The sequence below is a fragment of the Marinobacter sp. 2_MG-2023 genome (genome assembly GCF_030546935.1).
Taxonomy (GTDB): Bacteria; Pseudomonadota; Gammaproteobacteria; order Pseudomonadales; family Oleiphilaceae; genus Marinobacter.
This window is the reverse complement of sequence record NZ_JAUOPH010000003.1, coordinates 557958-577530: the sequence shown is the minus strand read 5'-3', so window position 1 is coordinate 577530 and position 19573 is coordinate 557958. Positions and strand designations below refer to the sequence as shown.

General features: G+C 53.7%; 17 protein-coding genes. 13 read left to right on the top strand and 4 right to left on the bottom strand.

The window, feature by feature from the left end; translation table 11 throughout:
* Positions 1 to 45 precede the first annotated feature (45 nt).
* Positions 46 to 2748 (bottom strand): LuxR C-terminal-related transcriptional regulator, encoded by a 2703-nt coding sequence (locus Q4501_RS09980; RefSeq protein WP_303596067.1) that lies wholly within the window; start codon positions 2746 to 2748, stop codon positions 46 to 48.
* A 254-nt stretch (positions 2749 to 3002) separates the two neighbouring features.
* On the opposite strand from Q4501_RS09980, the gene cysB reads away from it, so the two are divergent.
* Positions 3003 to 3980, top strand: a complete 978-nt coding sequence (gene cysB, locus Q4501_RS09975; RefSeq protein WP_303596066.1) for an HTH-type transcriptional regulator CysB — start codon at positions 3003 to 3005, stop codon at positions 3978 to 3980.
* Between the two features lie 23 nt (positions 3981 to 4003).
* Here the strand turns inward: cysB and Q4501_RS09970 are convergent, their stop codons facing one another.
* Positions 4004 to 4726, bottom strand: a complete 723-nt coding sequence (locus tag Q4501_RS09970) for a phosphoadenylyl-sulfate reductase (protein ID WP_303596065.1) — start codon at positions 4724 to 4726, stop codon at positions 4004 to 4006.
* A 242-nt stretch (positions 4727 to 4968) separates the two neighbouring features.
* On the opposite strand from Q4501_RS09970, the gene thrH reads away from it, so the two are divergent.
* Positions 4969 to 5583: a bifunctional phosphoserine phosphatase/homoserine phosphotransferase ThrH gene (gene thrH, locus Q4501_RS09965; RefSeq protein WP_303596064.1), complete on the top strand. Its 615-nt coding sequence runs from the start codon at positions 4969 to 4971 to the stop codon at positions 5581 to 5583.
* A 29-nt stretch (positions 5584 to 5612) separates the two neighbouring features.
* On the opposite strand, the gene pabB is transcribed toward thrH, so the two are convergent.
* A complete protein-coding gene (gene pabB / locus Q4501_RS09960; protein WP_368497466.1) occupies positions 5613 to 6998 on the bottom strand; it encodes an aminodeoxychorismate synthase component I in 1386 nt (461 codons plus the stop codon).
* Between the two features lie 187 nt (positions 6999 to 7185).
* Between pabB and Q4501_RS09955 the strand changes: the two genes are divergently transcribed.
* Positions 7186 to 7782 (top strand): hypothetical protein, encoded by a 597-nt coding sequence (locus Q4501_RS09955; protein ID WP_303596063.1) that lies wholly within the window; start codon positions 7186 to 7188, stop codon positions 7780 to 7782.
* Between the two features lie 172 nt (positions 7783 to 7954).
* Entirely contained in the window at positions 7955 to 8833 is an 879-nt protein-coding gene (locus tag Q4501_RS09950) for a DUF6160 family protein (protein ID WP_303596062.1), read from the top strand.
* 54 nt (positions 8834 to 8887) lie between these two features.
* Here the strand turns inward: Q4501_RS09950 and Q4501_RS09945 are convergent, their stop codons facing one another.
* Positions 8888 to 9484, bottom strand: a complete 597-nt coding sequence (locus Q4501_RS09945) for a hypothetical protein (protein WP_368497511.1) — start codon at positions 9482 to 9484, stop codon at positions 8888 to 8890.
* Between the two features lie 319 nt (positions 9485 to 9803).
* On the opposite strand from Q4501_RS09945, the gene Q4501_RS09940 reads away from it, so the two are divergent.
* The 9 genes from Q4501_RS09940 to aroC all read left to right on the top strand — a co-directional run bounded on the left by Q4501_RS09940 (position 9804) and on the right by aroC (position 19548).
* On the top strand, positions 9804 to 10841 hold the full coding sequence (locus tag Q4501_RS09940) for a DUF58 domain-containing protein (protein ID WP_303596060.1): 1038 nt from the start codon (positions 9804 to 9806) through the stop codon (positions 10839 to 10841).
* Entirely contained in the window at positions 10838 to 12937 is a 2100-nt protein-coding gene (locus Q4501_RS09935) for a DUF3488 and DUF4129 domain-containing transglutaminase family protein (protein ID WP_303596059.1), read from the top strand. The genes Q4501_RS09940 and Q4501_RS09935 overlap by 4 nt, the downstream gene beginning before the upstream one ends.
* Entirely contained in the window at positions 12934 to 13968 is a 1035-nt protein-coding gene (gene holB / locus Q4501_RS09930) for a DNA polymerase III subunit delta' (protein ID WP_303596058.1), read from the top strand. The genes Q4501_RS09935 and holB overlap by 4 nt, the downstream gene beginning before the upstream one ends.
* A 118-nt stretch (positions 13969 to 14086) precedes the next feature.
* Positions 14087 to 14437, top strand: coding sequence for a PilZ domain-containing protein (locus Q4501_RS09925; protein WP_303596057.1), 351 nt, complete (start codon positions 14087 to 14089; stop codon positions 14435 to 14437).
* Between the two features lie 14 nt (positions 14438 to 14451).
* On the top strand, positions 14452 to 15366 hold the full coding sequence (locus tag Q4501_RS09920; RefSeq protein ID WP_303596056.1) for an alpha/beta fold hydrolase: 915 nt from the start codon (positions 14452 to 14454) through the stop codon (positions 15364 to 15366).
* Positions 15359 to 16273 carry a DUF4892 domain-containing protein gene (locus tag Q4501_RS09915; protein ID WP_303596055.1) on the top strand — a complete coding sequence of 305 codons (915 nt, stop codon included), beginning with the start codon at positions 15359 to 15361 and terminating at the stop codon, positions 16271 to 16273. The genes Q4501_RS09920 and Q4501_RS09915 overlap by 8 nt, the downstream gene beginning before the upstream one ends.
* 46 nt (positions 16274 to 16319) lie before the next feature.
* Positions 16320 to 17420: a patatin-like phospholipase family protein gene (locus tag Q4501_RS09910; RefSeq protein ID WP_303596201.1), complete on the top strand. Its 1101-nt coding sequence runs from the start codon at positions 16320 to 16322 to the stop codon at positions 17418 to 17420.
* Positions 17421 to 17514: 94 nt separating this feature from the next.
* Positions 17515 to 18417, top strand: coding sequence for a 50S ribosomal protein L3 N(5)-glutamine methyltransferase (gene prmB / locus Q4501_RS09905; protein ID WP_303596054.1), 903 nt, complete (start codon positions 17515 to 17517; stop codon positions 18415 to 18417).
* A 36-nt stretch (positions 18418 to 18453) separates the two neighbouring features.
* Positions 18454 to 19548: a chorismate synthase gene (gene aroC, locus Q4501_RS09900; protein WP_303596053.1), complete on the top strand. Its 1095-nt coding sequence runs from the start codon at positions 18454 to 18456 to the stop codon at positions 19546 to 19548.
* Positions 19549 to 19573: the final 25 nt, after the last annotated feature.

The following is a 19573-nucleotide window of genomic DNA, read 5'->3' as shown; positions in this document are numbered from 1 at the left end:
AAAGTTCTGGCTGAACGTGATGAGTGTCACGAAAGCTTCTGCAGGCTATTGGGTAAAAATGCCCAGTTCCCGCGCCCGGGCAAGCGCTTCCGTTCTGCGCCCAACGTCGAGTTTGCCATAAATGTTGCGTATGTGAGCCTTTACCGTTGCCGGTGCAACGCTCATGCGTTCAGCAATGTCTTTATTCGAATGGCCTGCGTTAATCAGTCCGAGTACTTCCAGCTCACGTTGGCTCAGAGGGTCGGCAAGGCTCGCTTGGACGCTGTCTGTCCTATTTACCTCTTTGTGGGTTTTAAGCAGAGATTTTACGCTTCGCTGCCAGTTTCCGCGGGCCTTCAGGCCAGGTAAATCAAGGAGTAGGTTCCTTAAATGCGGGCTTTCTTCAGCGAACAGACGAACGAAACCAGCCTCAGCTGCCAGGGCGACGGCCCGTTCGAACTGTTCTAGACTGCGTTGGTCCTGATTGGCTAGAGCAAGAGCTTCACCATAAACGAGAAGCGCTTCTACCAGGTGCCGGACATGCTCATTACGTTCGGCTTCCGGAATCACTGTCTCAAGCACCTTCAGCGCCTTTTCTGGCTTACCTTCCGCAACCATAAGCCGGGCAAGGCTGATGCTGTTCTGTTCCCGATGCAGTGGGTTGGTTGCGGGGTTGCTATTCAGTGAATCCAAGCTTCGGCGAGCCTGAATTGTCTGGCCCGCTGCCAGGAAGCACCTAGCCAATAGGGCTGCGCTGGCAGGAGGCTCAAAGACAATCTGCTCTCTGCGCTTCCGGCCCATTTGTTCCGCGTCTTCAAGAAACTCAATTGCGTCCTGATAGCGGCCTTCACTGAAGGCCAGGTGCCCGCGGACATGTTGAATGATGACATGTTGCCCCGGCTCTGTGCCCTGAGCTACATGTTCCAGTAAAGGCGCAAGGTGAAAAACTGCATCCTGTGGTTGATTTCGCTCCCGGTAGATCTCGGTGAGAGTGGCATTGAGCCAACATGAAATCAGTCTGGGCTGGGACGGGTCCGCATAGTGGAGGCCTACCCATCTCTGGATTTCAGTGCAGGTATCCAACGCGAGGTCCATATCGCCACGGTTGTATTGTATCCAGGCGAGCAAACCGCCGCTGGAGAGAACTGTGCTGGGCTTGCGCTCAATCTGCCCGTAATGGACAGCGGATTTCAGGGACTCCTCAGCGCCCTTGAGATCGCCTTTGCCATAGTCATCGAGTCCTAGCCCGTAATAAGTAACCGATTTCAATGGGATTCTTGTGTGATCAATATCGGCAAGAACCTGACGCGTAAGATCACTGGCGCTTTTTTCATCATTTCGCGACCGGGCGAGGTAGGAGCGTATAAGGGATATCTCACTTTGCAGGCCCAACGCGCCTTCGGCGTCTGGAGCTGAGTCTGCGACAAGACGATCGAGTAAGTCTTCAAGGCTGCAAAGTAGCGGCTCCAGCTGCTCAAGCCGGTTGGCAAAGAAGCGACTCCAGATACGCAGCATCTGTAGCTGTGCGTTTTCGGCTACCTGATCTGCAGGGAGTGCATCGAGCCAGGCCAGCACAGGCAAATGGTAGCCTCCGTGAATCAGGTTGTTGCCATGGGCCGAAAGAACTTGCGCAAGCCAGGGCCAATCCTTCCTTCGCACTATCTGCGCAATGGCTTCCTGAACTTGTCCATGCTCCAGAAGCCATTCTATCGTTCGTTGCCAGAGCAACTGGGAGCGGGCGAAGTCTGTGTAGCGTATACGCTGTTGCAACGCATCACGGAACAGGTCGTGGTAACGGAACCATTCATTGTGGTTGTCCAGCGGGACCAGAAACAGGTTCTGAGAAAGCAAAGTTTCCAGCTTTTCCTGACCGTCATCAGTGTTGCGGATGGCGTTGCACAGAGATGCGCAAAGCCTTGGGCAATTGGCGGTATCCAGCAAAAAGGCAACGATTTCATCAGGCTGCTTATCAAGTACTTCACTGAGCACGTAGTCGCTGATGTGCCGCTCATCAATGCTGAGTGAAGGCTTTTGTCTGGCGGGGCTCGCATGTTCGCCATTTAGCAGGGTGCTGTTACTACCTGATAACGCAGAGAGCTGCATGGCGGCGACCCAGCCTTCTGTGCGGCTGAAAATTGCTTCTACATCCTGTTCTGAAATGTCGAGCCCCATTGTCTGGTGGAAAAAATCACGGGATTCCTCTTGGGAAAAGGCCAGCAAAGCGGGGTGGATCTCTTGTATCCACCGGCTGACACGCCAGCGGCTCAGGGGAAGGGGAGGTTCAGTTCGGGATGCCAGAGTAACTGTGACGCCTGGAGGAAGGTAGTCCACAAAGTAGCCGATTTGTTGCTGAATCTTGTTGCTGGCAATGAAATGAAAATCATCCAGAACAAGAATCCAGGGCCCACCGTCGGATGCAAGTGCATTGATCAACGCGGTGATTGCACCGTTTAGATTGTCGTCTGCGTTGTCGGAAAGATTTTTATGACAGGTTTCAAGTCCAGTGAGGCCCGCATGCTCGAAGGCAGCGGCGACGTAGTGCCAGAACCGGTGTGGCTCGTTGTCCTGCTCATCCAGGGACAGCCAGGCGATCGGCCCTGTAGAACGGGAACACCACTGGCTCACCAGTGTTGTTTTACCAAACCCGGCTGGTGCGATCACAAGGTTCAGGCGCTTGGGGGCGCTCGGTGCCAGCAGTGAGCTGAGGCGTTCGCGCTTTACAGCGCGGGGGTCAGAAGCAGGCCTCAGGAATTTGGTGGTTAACAGCATTGCTTTCCCGGATACCGGATAAATGTTGATATCGGATTGTGTGCTTTGTCTCTGTCAAGTCAAGAGCTGGCGAAACAAACATGAACGTCATAAGCTGCGCGAGTGCAATTTTGGTCTAAACTGAGGCAGAGTGCTGTCCTATACTGAAATAGAATGAAAAATAAAAACGTTATGCGTATTCTAGAGCATTGTCAGAATATCTACATTTATATGCAGCCCGCCACAGGCCGGAAGCTCAGGGAGCGACAGAGTCAATGAAACTACAACAGTTGCGCTATATCTGGGAAGTTGCGCACCATGATCTCAACGTGTCGGCAACAGCCCAGAGTCTTTTTACTTCTCAACCGGGTATTTCAAAACAGATCCGCCTTCTTGAAGATGAGCTCGGCCTGGAAATATTTGCCCGTAGCGGTAAGCACCTGACTCGTATCACCCCGGGTGGGGAAATCATTGTGCGCGAAGCCGGTGAGATTCTTCGTCGTGCGGAAGGCATTAAAAAGATCGCTCAGGAATTCAGCAACCAACGCAAGGGTGACCTGAGCATCGCCACAACGCACACTCAGGCTCGGTATGCGTTGCCGCCCATCATCAGCGGGTTTATTGAATCCTATCCGGATGTGTCACTGCACATGCACCAGGGCACGCCGATGCAGATTTCCGAAATGGCGGCAAGCGGCGCCGTTGATTTCGCCATAGCGACTGAAGCTATGGAGCTCTTCAACGATCTCATCATGATGCCTTGTTACCGCTGGAATCGAACGGTGATTGTTCCCAAGGATCACCCTTTGGCGCAGTTGCCCGAGTTGACGCTGGAGAAGCTCGCAGAATATCCGTTGGTGACTTACGTATTTGGCTTTACGGGACGTTCAAAACTTGATGAAGCGTTCCAGTCTAAAGGTCTGACGCCGAAAGTTGTGTTTACTGCAGCCGATGCCGACGTTATCAAAACCTATGTGCGTCTGGGCCTTGGTGTAGGCATCATTGCGAGCATGGCGTTTGACCCCAAAACCGATCCGGATCTGGTTGCGCTCGATGCCAAAAAGCTATTCCGCCCGAGCATTACGCGGATTGGTTTCCGCAAGGGCACCTTCATGCGTGGCTACATGTACGATTTCATCCAGCGGTTCGCGCCGCATCTGACAAAAGAAGCTATTGATGAAGCCGTTGCTCACCAGAGCAGCCGGAGCGAGATAGAAGCCTTGTTCAAAGACGTGGAATTACCCACTTACTAAGCAGGGGCAGGACCCGCCAGTCTTTACTGGCGGGTTATCAGATTACCAGCATGCAGACCACATTCTTTTTGCGTTGCTTCTTCCCACCACCAGCGGCCTTCGCGCTCATGCTGTCCGGGTAAGACCGGGCGGGTGCAAGGCTGGCATCCGATGCTGATAAATCCTTTTTCGTGGAGCTCGTTGTAGGGGGCTTCTGACATCCGGATGTAATCCCACACTTCTTTCGAGGTCCAGTTGGCCAGCGGGTTGAACTTGATGAGTGTTTTATCGGGGCCCGAGAAGGTTGAATCCTCTTGAATGACCGGTACGTCGTTACGGGTACCCGGGCTTTGATCCTTGCGCTGGCCGGTAATCCAGGCATCAACGCCTGCGAGCTTGCGTTTGAGGGGGTTGACCTTGCGAATGCCACAACATTCACTGTGACCATCCTCGAAGAAACTGAACAAGCCTTTTTGATTCACCAAATCCTGAACTTCATTTGTGTCTGGAAACAGAACTTCGATGCTAATCCCGTAGTGCTTGCGAACGCGCTCGATGAATTCATAGGTTTCCGGATGTAGGCGGCCGGTGTCCAGAGTAAATACCCTGAGATTATCCGTCAGCTTGTGGGCCAGTTCGATGAGTACCACGTCCTCGGCACCACTGAAAGAAATCGCGATATTGTCGAAGCGTTTGAAGGCAGCCTTCAGAATAGCTCTTGGGCTCTCGCTGCCAAGTTGGTCCTGTAGCTCACGGATATTGTTCATAAATCGTCATTACCTGATGCGAGTTTCGGTGAAGGTTAGCATTAAATGCCTAATTCCATGAAGGAATGACAATCTATATGGTTATGCCCCGCTTTACACATATATGCTGAATACCTTGCGATTTTATTGCGATGTACGATGCATTCTTTGCCCGTTTTTTTTATGATACCGCGTCAACGAAAGCGGAGCAGGCCTTGCTCCCATTCGGAATTCTCACCTGGAAGATGAATCAGGAGATCACTGTGGAACTGGCATGTCTTGACCTTGAAGGCGTATTGATCCCGGAAATCTGGATCGCGTTCGCGGAAAAAACCGGTATCGAAGAACTCAAGGCGACTACCCGCGATATTCCTGATTACGATGTGTTGATGAAACAGCGCCTCCGAATTCTGGATGAACATGGCTATGGCTTGCCTGCAATTCAAGAAGTGATTGGCACACTGGACCCCTTGCCGGGCGCCCGGGAGTTTTTGGACTGGCTTCGCGAGCGTTTTCAGGTTGTGATTCTCTCCGATACTTTCTATGAATTCGCTATGCCGCTGATGAAAAAGCTGGGTTACCCTGCGCTGCTTTGCCATAAACTGGAAGTTGCAGAGAGTGGCCAGATTACTAACTATCTGCTGCGCCAGAGAGACCCCAAACGGCAGTCGGTACGCGCGTTCCAGTTGTTAAATTACCGCGTAATTGCGGCGGGTGATTCGTACAACGACACTACGATGTTGGGGCAGGCAGAAGCGGGCATTCTATTCCATGCGCCTCAGAATGTGATTGAAGAATTTCCTCAGTATCCGGCTGTACACGAGTTTGAAGACCTGAAGAAAGAATTTCTGAAGGCGAGTGCTGTTCATAGCAACTGATATATAAGCTCGTTGAATCAGGGCGGTTGCTAGTCGTCCTGGTTCAGGCTTTCTAGAAAATCCATCAGTGGTTTCACTTTGGTGAGTGTTTCCTGATACTCGCTTTCCGGGCTTGAGTCCGCAACTATTCCTCCACCGCCGCAACAGCGGATAGTTCCTTTCTCTTCTGATGCATCCTCTTCGCTGTTGTCTTCGCACAGCATGGTCCGAATTGCGATGTTGCTGTCCAGCGTTCCGTCCAGGCCGCGATAGAATACGGACCCGCAGTAGGGACCGCGCCAATGGGGCTCCAGCTCCCGGATGATTTCCATAGCACGGATTTTTGGAGCGCCTGTAATAGAACCTCCGGGAAAAGCATCGAACAGAGCTTGCATGGGTGAGGCGCCGGGTGCCAGCTCCGCGCGAATGTGGCTGACCAGATGGTGAACATTCCGGTAAGACTCGAGTGCAAACAGCTTGTCTACGGTCACCGACCCTGGCGTTGCGTGGACGCTGAGATCATTGCGCAGCAAATCTACAATCATCAGGTTCTCAGCACGGTCTTTCTCCGAAGCTTCCAGTTCAGCGGCATAGGCCGAATCGGCTGAGGGGGTATTTCCCCTCGGACGGGTACCTTTGATCGGGCTGGTCTTTATGGTTCGGCCACGAATCTCCAGGAAACGTTCGGGGGAAATGGATAGGACCGAACCCGAGCCAGTTCTAAGAAATGCGCTGTAGGGCGTCGGATTCGCCTCGGCGAGTGCTTTGAAGGCCAGCCAGGAGCTACCTGTGTAGCTGCCTTTAAATTCCTGGGAAAGGTTGGCTTGATAACAGTCACCAGCGTTGATGTAGTGCTGCACCGCTTCAACACCTGCTTTGAACTCTTGGGCGTGCTGGCGGGCCTTGAAGGGTAATGTCATTTTCCATGCAGTTGTGTTGGGAGTTGGTGCGGAAGATAGCCAGAGCGCTAGTAGGTTGCACGTCGTTTCCGGGCATTCTGGGTGTACCCAGAGTTGGTAAGTATCGGTTTCCCGGTTGTGGCTGGCGCTCCAGAGATAAAAGCCGGCAAAGAGCAGGGGAGTCGCGGGTACAGGGCAGAGTGCCGATAGGCGTTTCTCTCTGATGTACCCAAACTCATAGCTCAGCATGCCTATCCACCCACCCGTGAGAGTGGGTTGCTCGCCGTGCATCGGAACTTGGTACCTCTGAATCAGGCCCTCCATTTCTGACGCTAGCATGCCTGTGTTTAGGGAGTCTCTTTCGCTGGGCTTTATAAACTTCGTGGCAATTGCACCAGCTGTAAACCCACTGAACGAACCTCGTCCGTCGCCACCCCCAACACTTCCAAGGTAGGCAAAATCTGCCTGGCTGGCGGCATGGGCAAGCAGTTGCTCATACATTTCGCGGGTAAGAAGAGAGGAAACAGGAAGTGCCAAATTAACCCCGGTTAATTAGAAGAATGATACTCAGGCCACAAAACGGGCATTGTCGGCTCCAGAGGGCCACTGGTCTAATGAGTACGCTCAAAAACAACAGGTGCCAGCCCAGAATAAGAAAACGCCATTCTAGCGGAGTTGGCCAGTCTTAGCGTGGAAAATTAACGCGACTAAAACAGGAATAATAATGATGCCCTACCTTGGAAAATCCCTGCTGAGTGCCATTTTGGTGACTGCCTTTGCCTTTACATCCGCCTTGAGTGCAGAAGAAACATCCGGCGGTCAACTTTCTGAAGAGCAGGAGTTGGCCATAAAGCAGGAGTTGTCTAAATATGCCGTTCTCGGCCAACAGCAAATACTGCACCTGACCCAACAGGCAATTGAAGACTATTCAGGCACATTGACGGACCCGGTCCCCAATATGCCCTCTGCATGGATGCTCCTAGAAGATGGCACGACGATCAAACGCATCGACCTTGATGGTCAGGCGGAGGAGGCGCCCGCTCAATTACGCATTTTGATGTACCGCGCAGCCTTAAAGTCTGTGGCTCGCCGGGGAAAAATACACGCGACGGCGATTCTTTACACCGGAAAACTGCGTGAAGACAGCGAAGATGAAGCGCTGGTGATCGAGTACGAACACCGCCTGGGTATTGCAGGAAACAAGGTTATTCCCTACCAGATCGAGAATGGCAAAGTGGCCTATGGGGAACCGGTTACCAGTGAAAAACCTTTCCAGATTTTTTACGACAGTAGGGCTGATACGACAGGCAATGCCAATTGATTTGAGACTCAGTCGCGCTTTGTTACAGGCTGTAAGTGATGGGTGAAGAATTGTGAAAGCAGTCACGGACTAGGACTGTTAAACAATCTTAAATGGATTCGTGGGGTGCTGAACTCCACACCCAAAACTAAAAACTCAGATAACAACAAAATGAGTTTATAAGGAGATAACAATGAAAGGCCTGAAAAAAATTGCTCTGGTAGCAGCTATTACTGCTGCACCCTTTGCAGCCAACGCGGAACTGCAAGCTTTGAACGATACCGCGATGGGCGACGTTACCGGTCAGGCCGGTGTCACCATCGAGCTGGAAACCAAAGTCAGCATCGGTCAGTTCAAATATACGGATGAAGGCTCCTTCGCGGTTAACGACATTGTGCTCGGTGGTGCTGGTGTAACGGCTGACGGCGCGACCGCCGGCTACGGCGATTTGCTGGACCAGCTGAAAATTGACATTGACGTTCTCGATGATGGCGATGCCAAGATTCATGTCGGTACACTTGACGGCGCTCCGATTGACTGGGGTCTGGAAATCGGTTCCATGGAATTGCTGGCAGGCGGGACCGGTTCAGATAGCACAACTCTGATTTCCAACCTGAGTGGTTACGGTAACCTCGCACAGCTGGATATTCAGGTTGATACGGCAACGGATCATCTGAACCTTGTGGCGGCATTTGACGTTACTGATATGGACTTCGATGTGGAGTTCCTGGGGGTTGGTATTCGCGACTTGGCGATCACCGGCGCCGGCGGTAACTTCGACTATGACGGTGACGGTTCTGTGATGGCTGCTGACGCGGACGGTGAGTTTGGACTGGCGCCAACATCTCAGGAAGCTCAGGTGTTGGCAGGATTTGCTAACGTTAACCTGGACATCTATAAAGGTTCAGGCTTGGGTGCATCCACTGCAACTGATGTTCTGCGTGTTGACGTAAACAATGTCTACATGGACGTAACAGTTGGAGCTGTTGAAATCGGTGGCACTTCCATTGGTTCACTGGCCATCGACAACCTGGCTGTAACCGACACCAAGCTGGCTGTTTACGGTCACTAATCTGACCTGAACATCAGTCGTGTTGAAGCGCCCCGCATCGCGGGGCGTTTTTTGTTATTGATCAGGTACCTGAATCGAAAGATCGAACCCGCCGCCAGGCCTGGGTGTCAGCCGGATGGGCCCTTCGTTAATTCCTTGTGGAATGTTTATCTGGTCGATTCCCGGCGGAGTGCCAATGGAGAAGTTCAGGTTCTGGCCGTCAAACCCGATGCCCAGCTGATCGTTAAGAAAGGTCTGGGTGAAAGGTTCATCCGGAATCTCCATCTGTTGCCCGAAGATCAGCGGCGGAATGGTTGGCGTGAACTCTGCCGGTGGCTGGGCTCTTGCCAGTTCCTCCTGGGGCAGAAGCAGGGCGCGACGAAGAAACTCTTCTTCTGCATTGGCAAGGGCATCTGACTTCCCTTCGTCGGAAAGTCGCTGAAGCGCTTCGCGATAGGCTTCTTCTTCTGCTTCTGTGACGACGGGCTCACCCGGTGAGATCGTAAGGGCGCGAATGATACGTTGGCGATCGGTTTCCGATTTTCGGTTTTCTCTCGGTACTACGATGACCGCAGAATCTTTTACATAGGTTTCAACCATCTCATCGGACGTCATCGCCTGAACGCCTGCAAAAGCCGGCACTGCAGTTGCGGAAGCAAGTGTGGCTGCCATAGCTGCAGCAATCCGTGTGGCTGTTGAGAAAACTGGCGCGTAGACAGGTGCGCCGTTTGGAAGATTCTTAGGTTTCATAATCCGGCCTCTTGCTGCAATAAGCTCAGGTAGGAGGCGTGTCTGAGGTTACAGCAATCAGTACGCTTCTCATTCCGAGTATTCGGGTTGTCAGACAGTATTTCAAGCTCAGGCAGGCCGGTTTGTGATCAGGATCCTTGATTCGTCGTACTGTTATAAAATTCAGCACTAAGACGGGTAAGATACCCGTTCGCGTTTGCTGATTTGAACTTTTCAGAAATAAACCGGCCTCAGGGGCACAATGCGCAAATTTATTCATAGCCGCTGGCAGCGTTGGGTTAATCGCCGAATTCCACGTTCTGATGTCCAGCTACTTACCCAAAGAAACCTTTTCATTTTGCCAACGGCAGCTGGTGTGGTGTTCGGTATGTTGTTGCTGATCATGCTGATTACCGGCATTAACTATCAGAACAGCTTGATCTACCTGGTAACTTTTCTTCTGGGCGCGGTGTTTGTGGGCGCCATGCACCAGACCCACCGAAATCTTTCCGGACTTGAATTGACGCTTGTTCAGGCAGGCGAGGGGTTTGCTGGTGATGAAATCCTTTTTCGTTTGCGAGCAGCCGCTGGAAAAGACGATGCTGTGGCAATTTCTCTTTCCGGCGATGATGTATCTGTGCGTGTGGGCCATGTGCCGTCTCACCAATCGGTCGATGTAGCTTTTCCAGTGCCTTCTGCGTTCCGAGGGTATCTGCGGCCAGATCAGATAAGGATTGAAACCCGCTTTCCTTTTGGTTTATTGAAAGCCTGGTCGTGGATGCGACCGCATTCCGCTGCTGTGGTTTTTCCACGCCCGCTTGCGGCCCCCGAGGTGATCAGTGCGGTAGACGATGGCGATGAAGCTGCAAGTTCCCGCTCGCCGGAAGGCAACGACCACGCAGAAATAAGACCCTGGCGTGAGGGCGACATGAGCCAGCGCGTAATGTGGAAGAGGTTTGTGCGCAGTGGGCAGATGGTGGTTGCAGATTGGGAAGCGGATAAGGGGAGCCCCCATTGGCTGGATTTCAATGCATTTCCGGGCGCAGACCATGAATTACGCCTCAGCTATCTCTCCTGGCTTGTTCTTGAACGCGGTAAAAACGGTGCCAGATTCGGCCTTAACTTGCCGGGCCAGGTGATAGAACCGGACACCGGCCCGGCCCATGTTACTCGTTGCCTGCGGGCCCTGGCGATCTGGGGCGAAGAGAAACCAAGGGATGCGTTTGCAGAGCCGCATGGAACGCGTAGTGCCAGCGATCCGGCAGGGCGTTCAGGCGCAACCTCAGGAGTTCGGTCATGAGTTTTTGGAACCGTCGGACCGCTGAGGCAGAACAACAAGGTGATGGTTTGCCTTCGCGGGCCTTGCTTTGGTTGATCCTGAGTTTTTCCTTGCTCCTGCTGCCTCAGCTTGATCGTTTACCCCCGTGGCTGATCGCGGCGTGTATTGCCTTGGCAGGTTGGCGCTGGCTTGCGCAGCAGGGGCGTGTGCGTCTACCGGGGCGCTGGTTGCGCACGAGTATCATGCTTTTATTGGTGGCGGTTTATCTGGTTCGCGTGCAGGGAAGTTTTACCGTTGATACTGCTGCCTCATTCTTTGTGCTGGCGGTTGGCTTGAAGTGGCTGGAAACCCGAACGCCACGCGACTTTTATGTGCTCTTCTATATTCTGGTGTACCTGGCTGCAGTGAACTTTCTGTTTCATCAGGAAATTCACTGGGCGCTGATTAATATAGGTTCGATTGCACTGTTACTGGTTGGTCTCCAGGTGCTCAATGCACCGGAACTCCCCGGAGGTTTGAAGGCGGGTTGGAGCAGGCTGGGCGTTATGCTGTTGAAGGTACTGCCGGTGGTTGTGCTGCTGTTCGTGTTTTTCCCCCGGATGGCCCCGTTGTGGAGCGTGCCCTTGGTGTCTGGACAGGCACGCACCGGGATCAGTGACACCATGCGTCCAGGGGACATATCCAATCTTGCGCAAAGCAGTGAACGGGCCTTTCGGGTAACTTTTGGTGGCTCAATGCCTGAGTATCGGGACAGGTACTGGCGCGGGCTGATTCTGGACAATCTTGACGATGGAACCTGGCGCCAAAGCAGGTACGAGCCTCGTCGCCGGCCAGGGCGGGTGAGCGTTGATGGCGGCGTTGGCCAGCTTGCTCCCCTGGAATACGATGTATTGATGGAACCCACGGATCAGCGCTGGGCTTTTGCTCTTCAAGGGTCGGTAGCCGTTTCGGATAACGTAATAAAAGAATCCGATGATCTTTTCCGCTTCCGCAGGCCGGCAGACAGCCCGGTTCGCTACAGGTTGGCCCGTGAAAACGCCGAAAGACCTTCAGAGGAATCCCTGACACCGGGCGAGGCCCGTAGATTTCTTCAGCTTCCTTCGACAGGCAACCCTCGGGCACGAGCCCTGGCTAATGAGCTGAGGCAGTCAAGCAATGATATTGGCGTGATTCGCACTTTGCTGACTCGTTTCAGAGAGCAGCCTTATTACTACACTCTACGCCCACCTCAAATGCCGGAAGATGGCATTGACAGTCTGCTTTTCGATGAGAAACGCGGATTCTGCGCTCACTATGCCGGTGCAACGGCCTTTGTTTTACGTTCGGCGGGGATCCCCGCGCGGGTCGTCGTCGGTTACCAGGGTGGTGAGAGTGGTGTAGGTAACGAATACCTTATCGTTCGCCAATATGATGCCCACGCCTGGGTTGAGGCCTGGGTTGAAGGTCAGGGTTGGGTGCGTATTGATCCAACGGCGGCCATAGCGCCCAACCGGATTGAGTCCGGTTTGCGGGAAGCAGTGGCTGAGGAGGGCTCGTTCCTGGAGAACGATTGGACCTCTGCCCAACGTTACGGCGATGTTGCGGTTATCCAGTGGGCAAGTCTCCAGCTTGATCGGATTAACTATCAATGGCAGCGGTGGGTGGTTGGTTATCAGGGCCAGAGTCAGATGGATCTGATGTCTCGACTGCCCGGCGGGTTCGGGATGCGCGAACTGGGGTATCTTACAGCGGGTATTGTGGGCGCCGGCCTTCTGGTTGCGGGTCTCATATCTGCTCTGCAGCTGCGCCATGGTGGTCAACGGGATGGATACCAGCGTGTGTTGGAGGCTTGGCACCAGTTGTGCGGGCGGGTGGGGGTACCTGTCAGAAATGGCGAAACTCCTGCAGTACTGGCTTCCCGTCTGGCCGTTGCGGAACCTGCATTAGCCGATTCTGCCAGGCTTTTTGCCCGAATGGTCAACAGCCATTACTATAGTGACCAGTCTGCCAGGGGCGCGACAGATGATCTGCAGCGATTACGGAGACTGCTAGCTACCATGAAGCGCCAGCTTCGCAGAACAGATAAAAAGACCACCCGGAATGCTCCGGCTCAAGCTTCACTCAGGAAAACACTGTGACTGATATAGCCCTAGAAATGCCTTGGCTTCAGAATGCCTGGCAGGACGTCCAGAAGCGTTTTGCCGAGGACAGGCTTCCCCATGCGCTATTACTGACTGGAGAGTGTGGTGTGGGCAAGAGGGCCTGGGCTGATGCAGTTGTTGGTCTTCTACTGTGTGCTAGCCCCGCAGTAAACACGGTCAGTGGCAAATCGGTGGCCTGTGGGGAGTGTCGTCAGTGTCAATTGCTTGCCGCTTCGAGCCACCCGGATGTGCGGGTGTACTCGCCCGAGAAATCCCGAATGATAAAAATTGATCAGATAAGATCGCTTTCGGCGTTTGCGGTTTCCTCACCTCAGGTTTCGGCTCGTAAGGTCGCCATTATCGACCGGGCCGACCAGCTCAATATCAACTCCGCAAATGCTCTGTTAAAAACACTCGAAGAGCCGGTCGCGGATTTCGTTCTGCTGCTTCTGCAGGAAAGTGGGCGGCCCGTGCTTCCGACCATTCGATCAAGGTGCCAGGTATTGTCGATACCTCTGCCTTCCGGCGATCAGGCCGGTCAATGGCTTGCCAGCAAGGTGGCAGAGCTTGAGGATGACAAACAGCCCACTGCAGAGTTAATGGCAAAGTCGTTGATGCTGGCGGGTAATGCTCCTCGGTTAGCGTTTCAATACGCTACCGGCGAGTTCCCTGGTTTACGGGATGAGGCGTTCGATAAGTTTCGGCAGTTCATGAAGGGCCAGATCACTGTGTCTGAAGCTGCCAAGGCTTTCAAGGCGTTGGGGCTTGAAGATATGCTCTGGTTGTTTGAAGGCTGGGCTGCTGACCTGGCGCGGCTGTGCGCCGGAGGTAAAGCAAACGATCACGAAGCAGAGGAAATGATCGGCTTTTTAGCTGGCATTAATCCAGCGTGGCGCGCACATGAATTGCTGGACCTGGTTCGGGAAGCCCGGGCTGCTGGCGTATACAACGTCAATCCGGAACTTGAAGCCAGCCGGTTGTTAATCGCCTGGCGTGGCTTGATGCCGTCCAGGCGACGTGCCTCCTGAGTGCGCTTTTGCTTCGAACAACTGCTATGATTCCGGATTATCAGGGATTTTTAAGTATCCGATTATTTAGAACTGACTATTTCTATTCACACTAAACAATTTTTAAAAGGTGTCAGATATGGGGCCCGGATTTGGTGCGCGCAGCGGCATTCTCACCCTGACGATTAAAGACAAGGCGGTTTTATATGCCGCTTATATGCCTTACATCCGCGAGGGTGGGCTGTTTATACCAACCCAGAAACAGTACAGGCTTGGCGACGAAGTTTTTCTGCTGCTGAACCTCATGGATGAGCCAGAGAAAATACCGGTTGCTGGCAAGGTTATCTGGATCACGCCCAAGGGAGCTCAGGGTAATCGAGCTGCAGGCATAGGTGTGCAGTTTAATGGTGATGACCCTAGCGCCAGAAACAAGATTGAATCTTATCTCGCCGGGTCGTTAAGCTCTGACCGACCAACGCACACCATGTGAGGTGAGGCTAAGAGATGAGTGATATCGCAACACTGCCAGGCCTTCACGAAGACGAGGTTGCTGTGCACGAATCCGAATGGCGGCTGCGACATATCACTCTGGCAGGCCTGAGCTGGTCTGCGGGAAATACGTCACAAACAACCAGCCCACCGATTATTATGCTGCACGGCTGGCTGGACAACAGTCTGACGTTCACAAGAATTGCGCCGGAACTCGCGAAACATTCGTCGTTGCACGCTGTGGATATGGCCGGCCACGGTCACTCCGGGCACCGCCCGCCGGGGCAGGGCTATCTGCTGATGGATTATGTTGCAGATATAGCCGAACTTATTGAAGAGTATTTTCACGAGGGGAAGGTGGATATTGTAGGTCACTCCCTGGGCGGTATTGTAGGCGCACTCTACGCGGCTGCTTTCCCTGAGAAAGTACGAAAGTTGGTGATGATCGACAGCCTGGGTGCGCTTAGTCGCCCTGTCAGTGAGACGGTTCCTCAGCTTCGCAAGTCCATTAAAAAACGCATCGCCGGTTCTGGTCGCGCTGCAGTCTATCCCGACGTGGTTACTGCGGCAAAAGTCCGCGAGGGCGGGCTTAGTCCGCTTAGCCACGAGGCCGCACTAAGCCTCATGCCACGCAATCTGAAGCCTGAGGGCGGAGGATACAGTTGGTGCACGGATTCCAGGTTGCGACATCCGTCCCAACTGATGATGACCGAGGAGCAGGTTGTTGCTTCGTTGGAAGCCATCCAGGCCCCGGTTCTGTTCGTACGTGCTAAAGAAGGATTGTTGGCGAACCGGAAAGGAATGGATATCCGGGCAGATGCCGTGTCGTATTTGCGAACAGTGGATGTCCCAGGCGGGCACCATTGCCATCTGGATGGAGACACTCGCCCGGTTGCCGACGCTGTCAGAAACTTTCTTGAGAATGAGTAATACTTTGCCAAAGTCTGTTGTATTTCGTTTTCTTGCTGTCGTTCTGCTTTCGACGGGCTCGGCTTTTGCCAGTGCGTCACTGCCTGAGACGCTGCCGGAGGCTTTCGCCCAGTCAACCCTGGAAACGACGGCTTCGATTGAATCTTCCGGGCACCTCGTTCTTTTCAGCCCTGTTCGCGAGATCAATAACGAGATTCGCTCAGAATCCATGGCCCGACTGCCGGTTAGCGGGGAAGGGCAGTTATATCAGATAGCCCGCGACTCAAGTCGTCGGGAAGCCAGGGAACACTATCTTGGATTGCTGCGAGACCGCGGTGCGAAAATCCTGTTCGACTGTTCCGGCATTCGCTGCGGACGAAGCAATGTGTGGGCAAACCAGGTTTTCAGCCAGTCGGTTCTCTACGGACGCGACGCTACTCAGGATTATCTGGTGGCAGGCCAGGTAGCCGATGATGGCAGTCGATGGCTGACGTCTGTATACACAGTAACTCGCGGCAATCTCAGGGAGTATGTTTGGGTTGAACATCTGAAGGTTGCTGCCGGGGCGACCGTTCCCGGTCTTGGCTCTGTCAATAACCGGATTGTTGGCCCAGTGGTAGTGCCCTGGCAAGGTGGAGTTACATACCGGTTTGACTGGCAGGCGACAGACCGCCGGAGAATAAATGATCTGGCGCGGACCGAAGGCGCCAGAGTGGTACTTGTGGGTTACTCAGAACTGGCCGCAGATGAGTCATTCAGTGATGCGATGGGTCGAGCCCGCAAGGCTACTGAATCGCTTTCTGAGGTCTTGGCTAAAACTGGGGTTTCCCGGCAGCAGCAGGAACTCCTGATTGTTGGGCCCTCAGTACTGGTTACCGATCCGGCCCGGCAGGGCGACCGAGTCGAAGTGATGGTTATAACGAGGTAATCAGGTGGCTGAAAATAGTGTGTCCAAAATTTTGGAGAGCTCCGATATCTCGGCCGCTGAGTCTACCACCACATCCGAGGGCACAGGGCATGAGCGCAAGCGCCCAACGGTTGCTCTTACTCTGGGTAGTGGTGGGGCCCGGGGCTATGCACACATTGGTGCCATAGAAGTACTGGCCGAGCGCGGCTATAACATAGTTGCGATTTCTGGGTGCTCCATGGGCGCTTTGGTCGGCGGAATGTATGCCGCCGGAAAAATGCAGGACTACAAAGATTGGGTAACCGGTTTGGGCCAGTTTGATGTGCTCAAACTGCTGGACCTTACCTTTAACGCTGTCGGCGCGATCCGGGGCGAGAAGATTTTTTCTGTGGTGCGGGAGATGTTGGGTGATACCCGTATCGAGAACCTTCCACTGCATTACACGTCCGTTGCCACTGATTTGCTTGCTCATAAGGAAATCTGGTTTCAGGAAGGACCACTTGATAGAGCCATTCGCGCTTCGGTCGCTATCCCCGGCGTTGTTACGCCTCTGGTTCTTGATGGGCGGGTTCTAATCGACGGTGCTGTGCTGAATCCGCTTCCCATTATCCCGACCATTTCGTCTCACGCAGATATTATCGTGGCGGTTAATCTCAGTGGTGAAGATGATCGCCGTCAGAGAATACCGGATGCTGCATTTGCCGGCCATGACAGTGGTGGGGGAGAAGTGGATGAGTGGATGGACGCTCTCCGTGACAAGGCATCAAGGTGGTTTGACTGGGACGCAATAAGAGCTCTGGGGCCCAAGAAGACGAGCGCCGATGACACGCCAGAAGAAAAAATCTCCAAAGAAATTCAGAAAAAAGAACAGGACAAGCCAGCCGATAAAAAATTGCTGGAAGAACATGAAACTATAGATTGGGACAAGCTCGGCATTGGTAAGTTTGATGTAATGAATCTCACGATTGAAACCATGCAGAGTGCGTTGGTCCAGTACAAGCTTGCCGGTTACCCGCCGGACCTTCTGGTGAATATCCCGAAAAATGCATCGCGCAGCTACGACTATCACAAGGCGCCTGAGCTGATTCAGCTGGGGAGGGAGCGTATGTCTGCTGCCCTGGATCGCTTCGAGGACAGCCGGAGCAGTTCCGGGCCACTGGCGATCTGAGCCGGTGCAGTCGCGGTGCGCTCACGTGGCTGCAGCAAAGCCATGAAACAGCGTATAATTCCGCGCTAAGCCGAATCTACAGGAAACAGTATTTGTGACCAGCCCGATTGACGATCTCCATACCGTTCGCGATTATCTTCGTTTCGCTTCGTCCCAGTTTTCTGCCTCCAGGGTTTTCTTTGGTCATGGCACTGACAACGTTTGGGATGAGGCGGTGCAGCTGGTAATGCGTAGCCTGCATCTTCCGTTGGAAAACAATACGCTGTTCCTGGATGCGCGCCTTACCCGTGGAGAGCGGGAGCTTGTGCTGGAGCGCATTCGCCGCCGCATCGAAGAGCGTGTTCCTATGGCTTACCTTCTCGGGGAAGCCTGGTTTATGGGTATGCCGTTCCATGTAGATGAGCGAGTACTGGTGCCGCGCTCGCCGATCGGTGAGCTGATTGAGAACGGGTTCCAGCCCTGGCTGGGGGATAAGCCGGTTGGTCGGGTTCTTGATTTGTGCACGGGAAGTGGCTGTATCGGTATAGGCGTAGCTTCGGTGTTTGAGGAAGCCCATGTGGACCTGTCTGATATTTCGCAGGACGCACTGGCAGTTGCCGCGTCAAACATTGAATTACACGAACTCAGCGATCGGGTGCGCACAATACAATCCGATGTGTTCGCGAGCATAAGCGGGAAGTACGATATTATTGTCAGTAATCCGCCCTATGTGGATGCGGAAGATCTGGCGGATATGCCGGAGGAGTTCCATCATGAACCGGCCCTCGGTCTTGCGGCTGGCAACGATGGGCTGGATATTGCCCACCGGATTATTGCCGGAGCTGCAGAGCATTTAACGCCGGGCGGTTTGCTGGTGGTTGAGGTGGGGAATAGCTGGGTAGCTCTTGATGAGGCTTACCCGGATCTTCCGTTCACCTGGCTGGAATTCAGTAATGGCGGCGATGGTGTGTTCGCTATTGCCGAACAGGATCTCCGCCAGTGGTGCAGTAATTCTTAAACCTATTTTTAAAATACCCTAACAAGATATTGAATTATGTCGGGAAATTCTTTCGGAAAACTGTTTACCGTTACTACTTTCGGCGAGAGCCATGGGGCTGCGCTGGGCTGCATTATTGACGGCTGCCCGCCCGGGCTGGAACTCTCGGAAGCTGATATGCAGGCGGACCTTGATCGTCGCAAGCCCGGTACGTCACGGCACACAACGCAGCGCCGTGAAGCGGATGAAGTCCGCATTCTTTCCGGCGTGTTTGAAGGTAAAACCACCGGTACGCCGATCGGGCTGCTTATCGAGAACACCGATCAGCGCTCCAAGGATTATTCGAAAATTTCGGAACAATTCAGGCCGGCCCACGCCGATTACACCTATATGCACAAATATGGCGTGCGCGATTACCGCGGCGGCGGGCGCTCGTCAGCTCGTGAAACGGCCATGCGGGTGGCAGCCGGGGCTGTGGCGAGGAAGTTTCTGCAGCAGCGTCTGGGTATTTGTATTCGCGGATATTTGTCTGAGTTGGGTCCTATTCGCGCCGAAAAACTGGATTGGGACCAGGTGCATCAGAATCCGTTTTTCTGCCCGGATGCCGATAAGGTTTCGGAGATGGAAGCCTACATGGATGCCCTTCGTAAGGAAGGTGACTCTATTGGTGCACGAATCAATGTGGTGGCCGAAGGTGTGCCGCCGGGGCTGGGCGAACCGGTGTTTGACCGGTTGGATGCAGACCTTGCTCATGCGCTTATGAGTATCAATGCGGTGAAGGGCGTCGAGATTGGTGCTGGCTTTGGCTGTGTGGCCCAGAAAGGCACGGCACACCGTGATGAGCTGACTCCTGAAGGCTTTCTGTCGAACCACGCTGGCGGTGTTCTTGGGGGGATTTCTTCCGGGCAGCCGATTCTTGCCAGCATTGCGCTGAAGCCAACGTCGAGCTTGCGTTTACCGGGGCGCAGTATTGATGTGAGCGGCAACCCGGTGGAGGTTATTACCACTGGGCGTCACGATCCCTGTGTGGGTATTCGGGCCACGCCGATTGCTGAGGCGATGATGGCGATCGTATTGATGGACCATTATTTGCGCCATCGTGGTCAGAATGGGGATGTTGCTGTTTCTACGCCTGTTATTGGGCAGCTCTGATCTTCACGGTCTCTTTATCGGAGTA

Excerpts from the sequence above, each read along its gene's own strand:
- Q4501_RS09980 (WP_303596067.1), bottom strand. The coding sequence starts at position 2,748 with ATGCTGTTAACCACCAAATTCCTGAGGCCTGCTTCTGACCCCCGCGCT.
- cysB (WP_303596066.1), top strand. The coding sequence starts at position 3,003 with ATGAAACTACAACAGTTGCGCTATATCTGGGAAGTTGCGCACCATGAT.
- Q4501_RS09970 (WP_303596065.1), bottom strand. The coding sequence starts at position 4,726 with ATGAACAATATCCGTGAGCTACAGGACCAACTTGGCAGCGAGAGCCCA.
- Q4501_RS09955 (WP_303596063.1), top strand. The coding sequence starts at position 7,186 with ATGATGCCCTACCTTGGAAAATCCCTGCTGAGTGCCATTTTGGTGACT.
- Q4501_RS09950 (WP_303596062.1), top strand. The coding sequence starts at position 7,955 with ATGAAAGGCCTGAAAAAAATTGCTCTGGTAGCAGCTATTACTGCTGCA.
- Q4501_RS09945 (WP_368497511.1), bottom strand. The coding sequence starts at position 9,484 with ATGGCAGCCACACTTGCTTCCGCAACTGCAGTGCCGGCTTTTGCAGGC.
- Q4501_RS09940 (WP_303596060.1), top strand. The coding sequence starts at position 9,804 with ATGCGCAAATTTATTCATAGCCGCTGGCAGCGTTGGGTTAATCGCCGA.
- Q4501_RS09935 (WP_303596059.1), top strand. The coding sequence starts at position 10,838 with ATGAGTTTTTGGAACCGTCGGACCGCTGAGGCAGAACAACAAGGTGAT.
- Q4501_RS09925 (WP_303596057.1), top strand. The coding sequence starts at position 14,087 with ATGGGGCCCGGATTTGGTGCGCGCAGCGGCATTCTCACCCTGACGATT.
- Q4501_RS09920 (WP_303596056.1), top strand. The coding sequence starts at position 14,452 with ATGAGTGATATCGCAACACTGCCAGGCCTTCACGAAGACGAGGTTGCT.
- Q4501_RS09915 (WP_303596055.1), top strand. The coding sequence starts at position 15,359 with ATGAGTAATACTTTGCCAAAGTCTGTTGTATTTCGTTTTCTTGCTGTC.
- aroC (WP_303596053.1), top strand. The coding sequence starts at position 18,454 with ATGTCGGGAAATTCTTTCGGAAAACTGTTTACCGTTACTACTTTCGGC.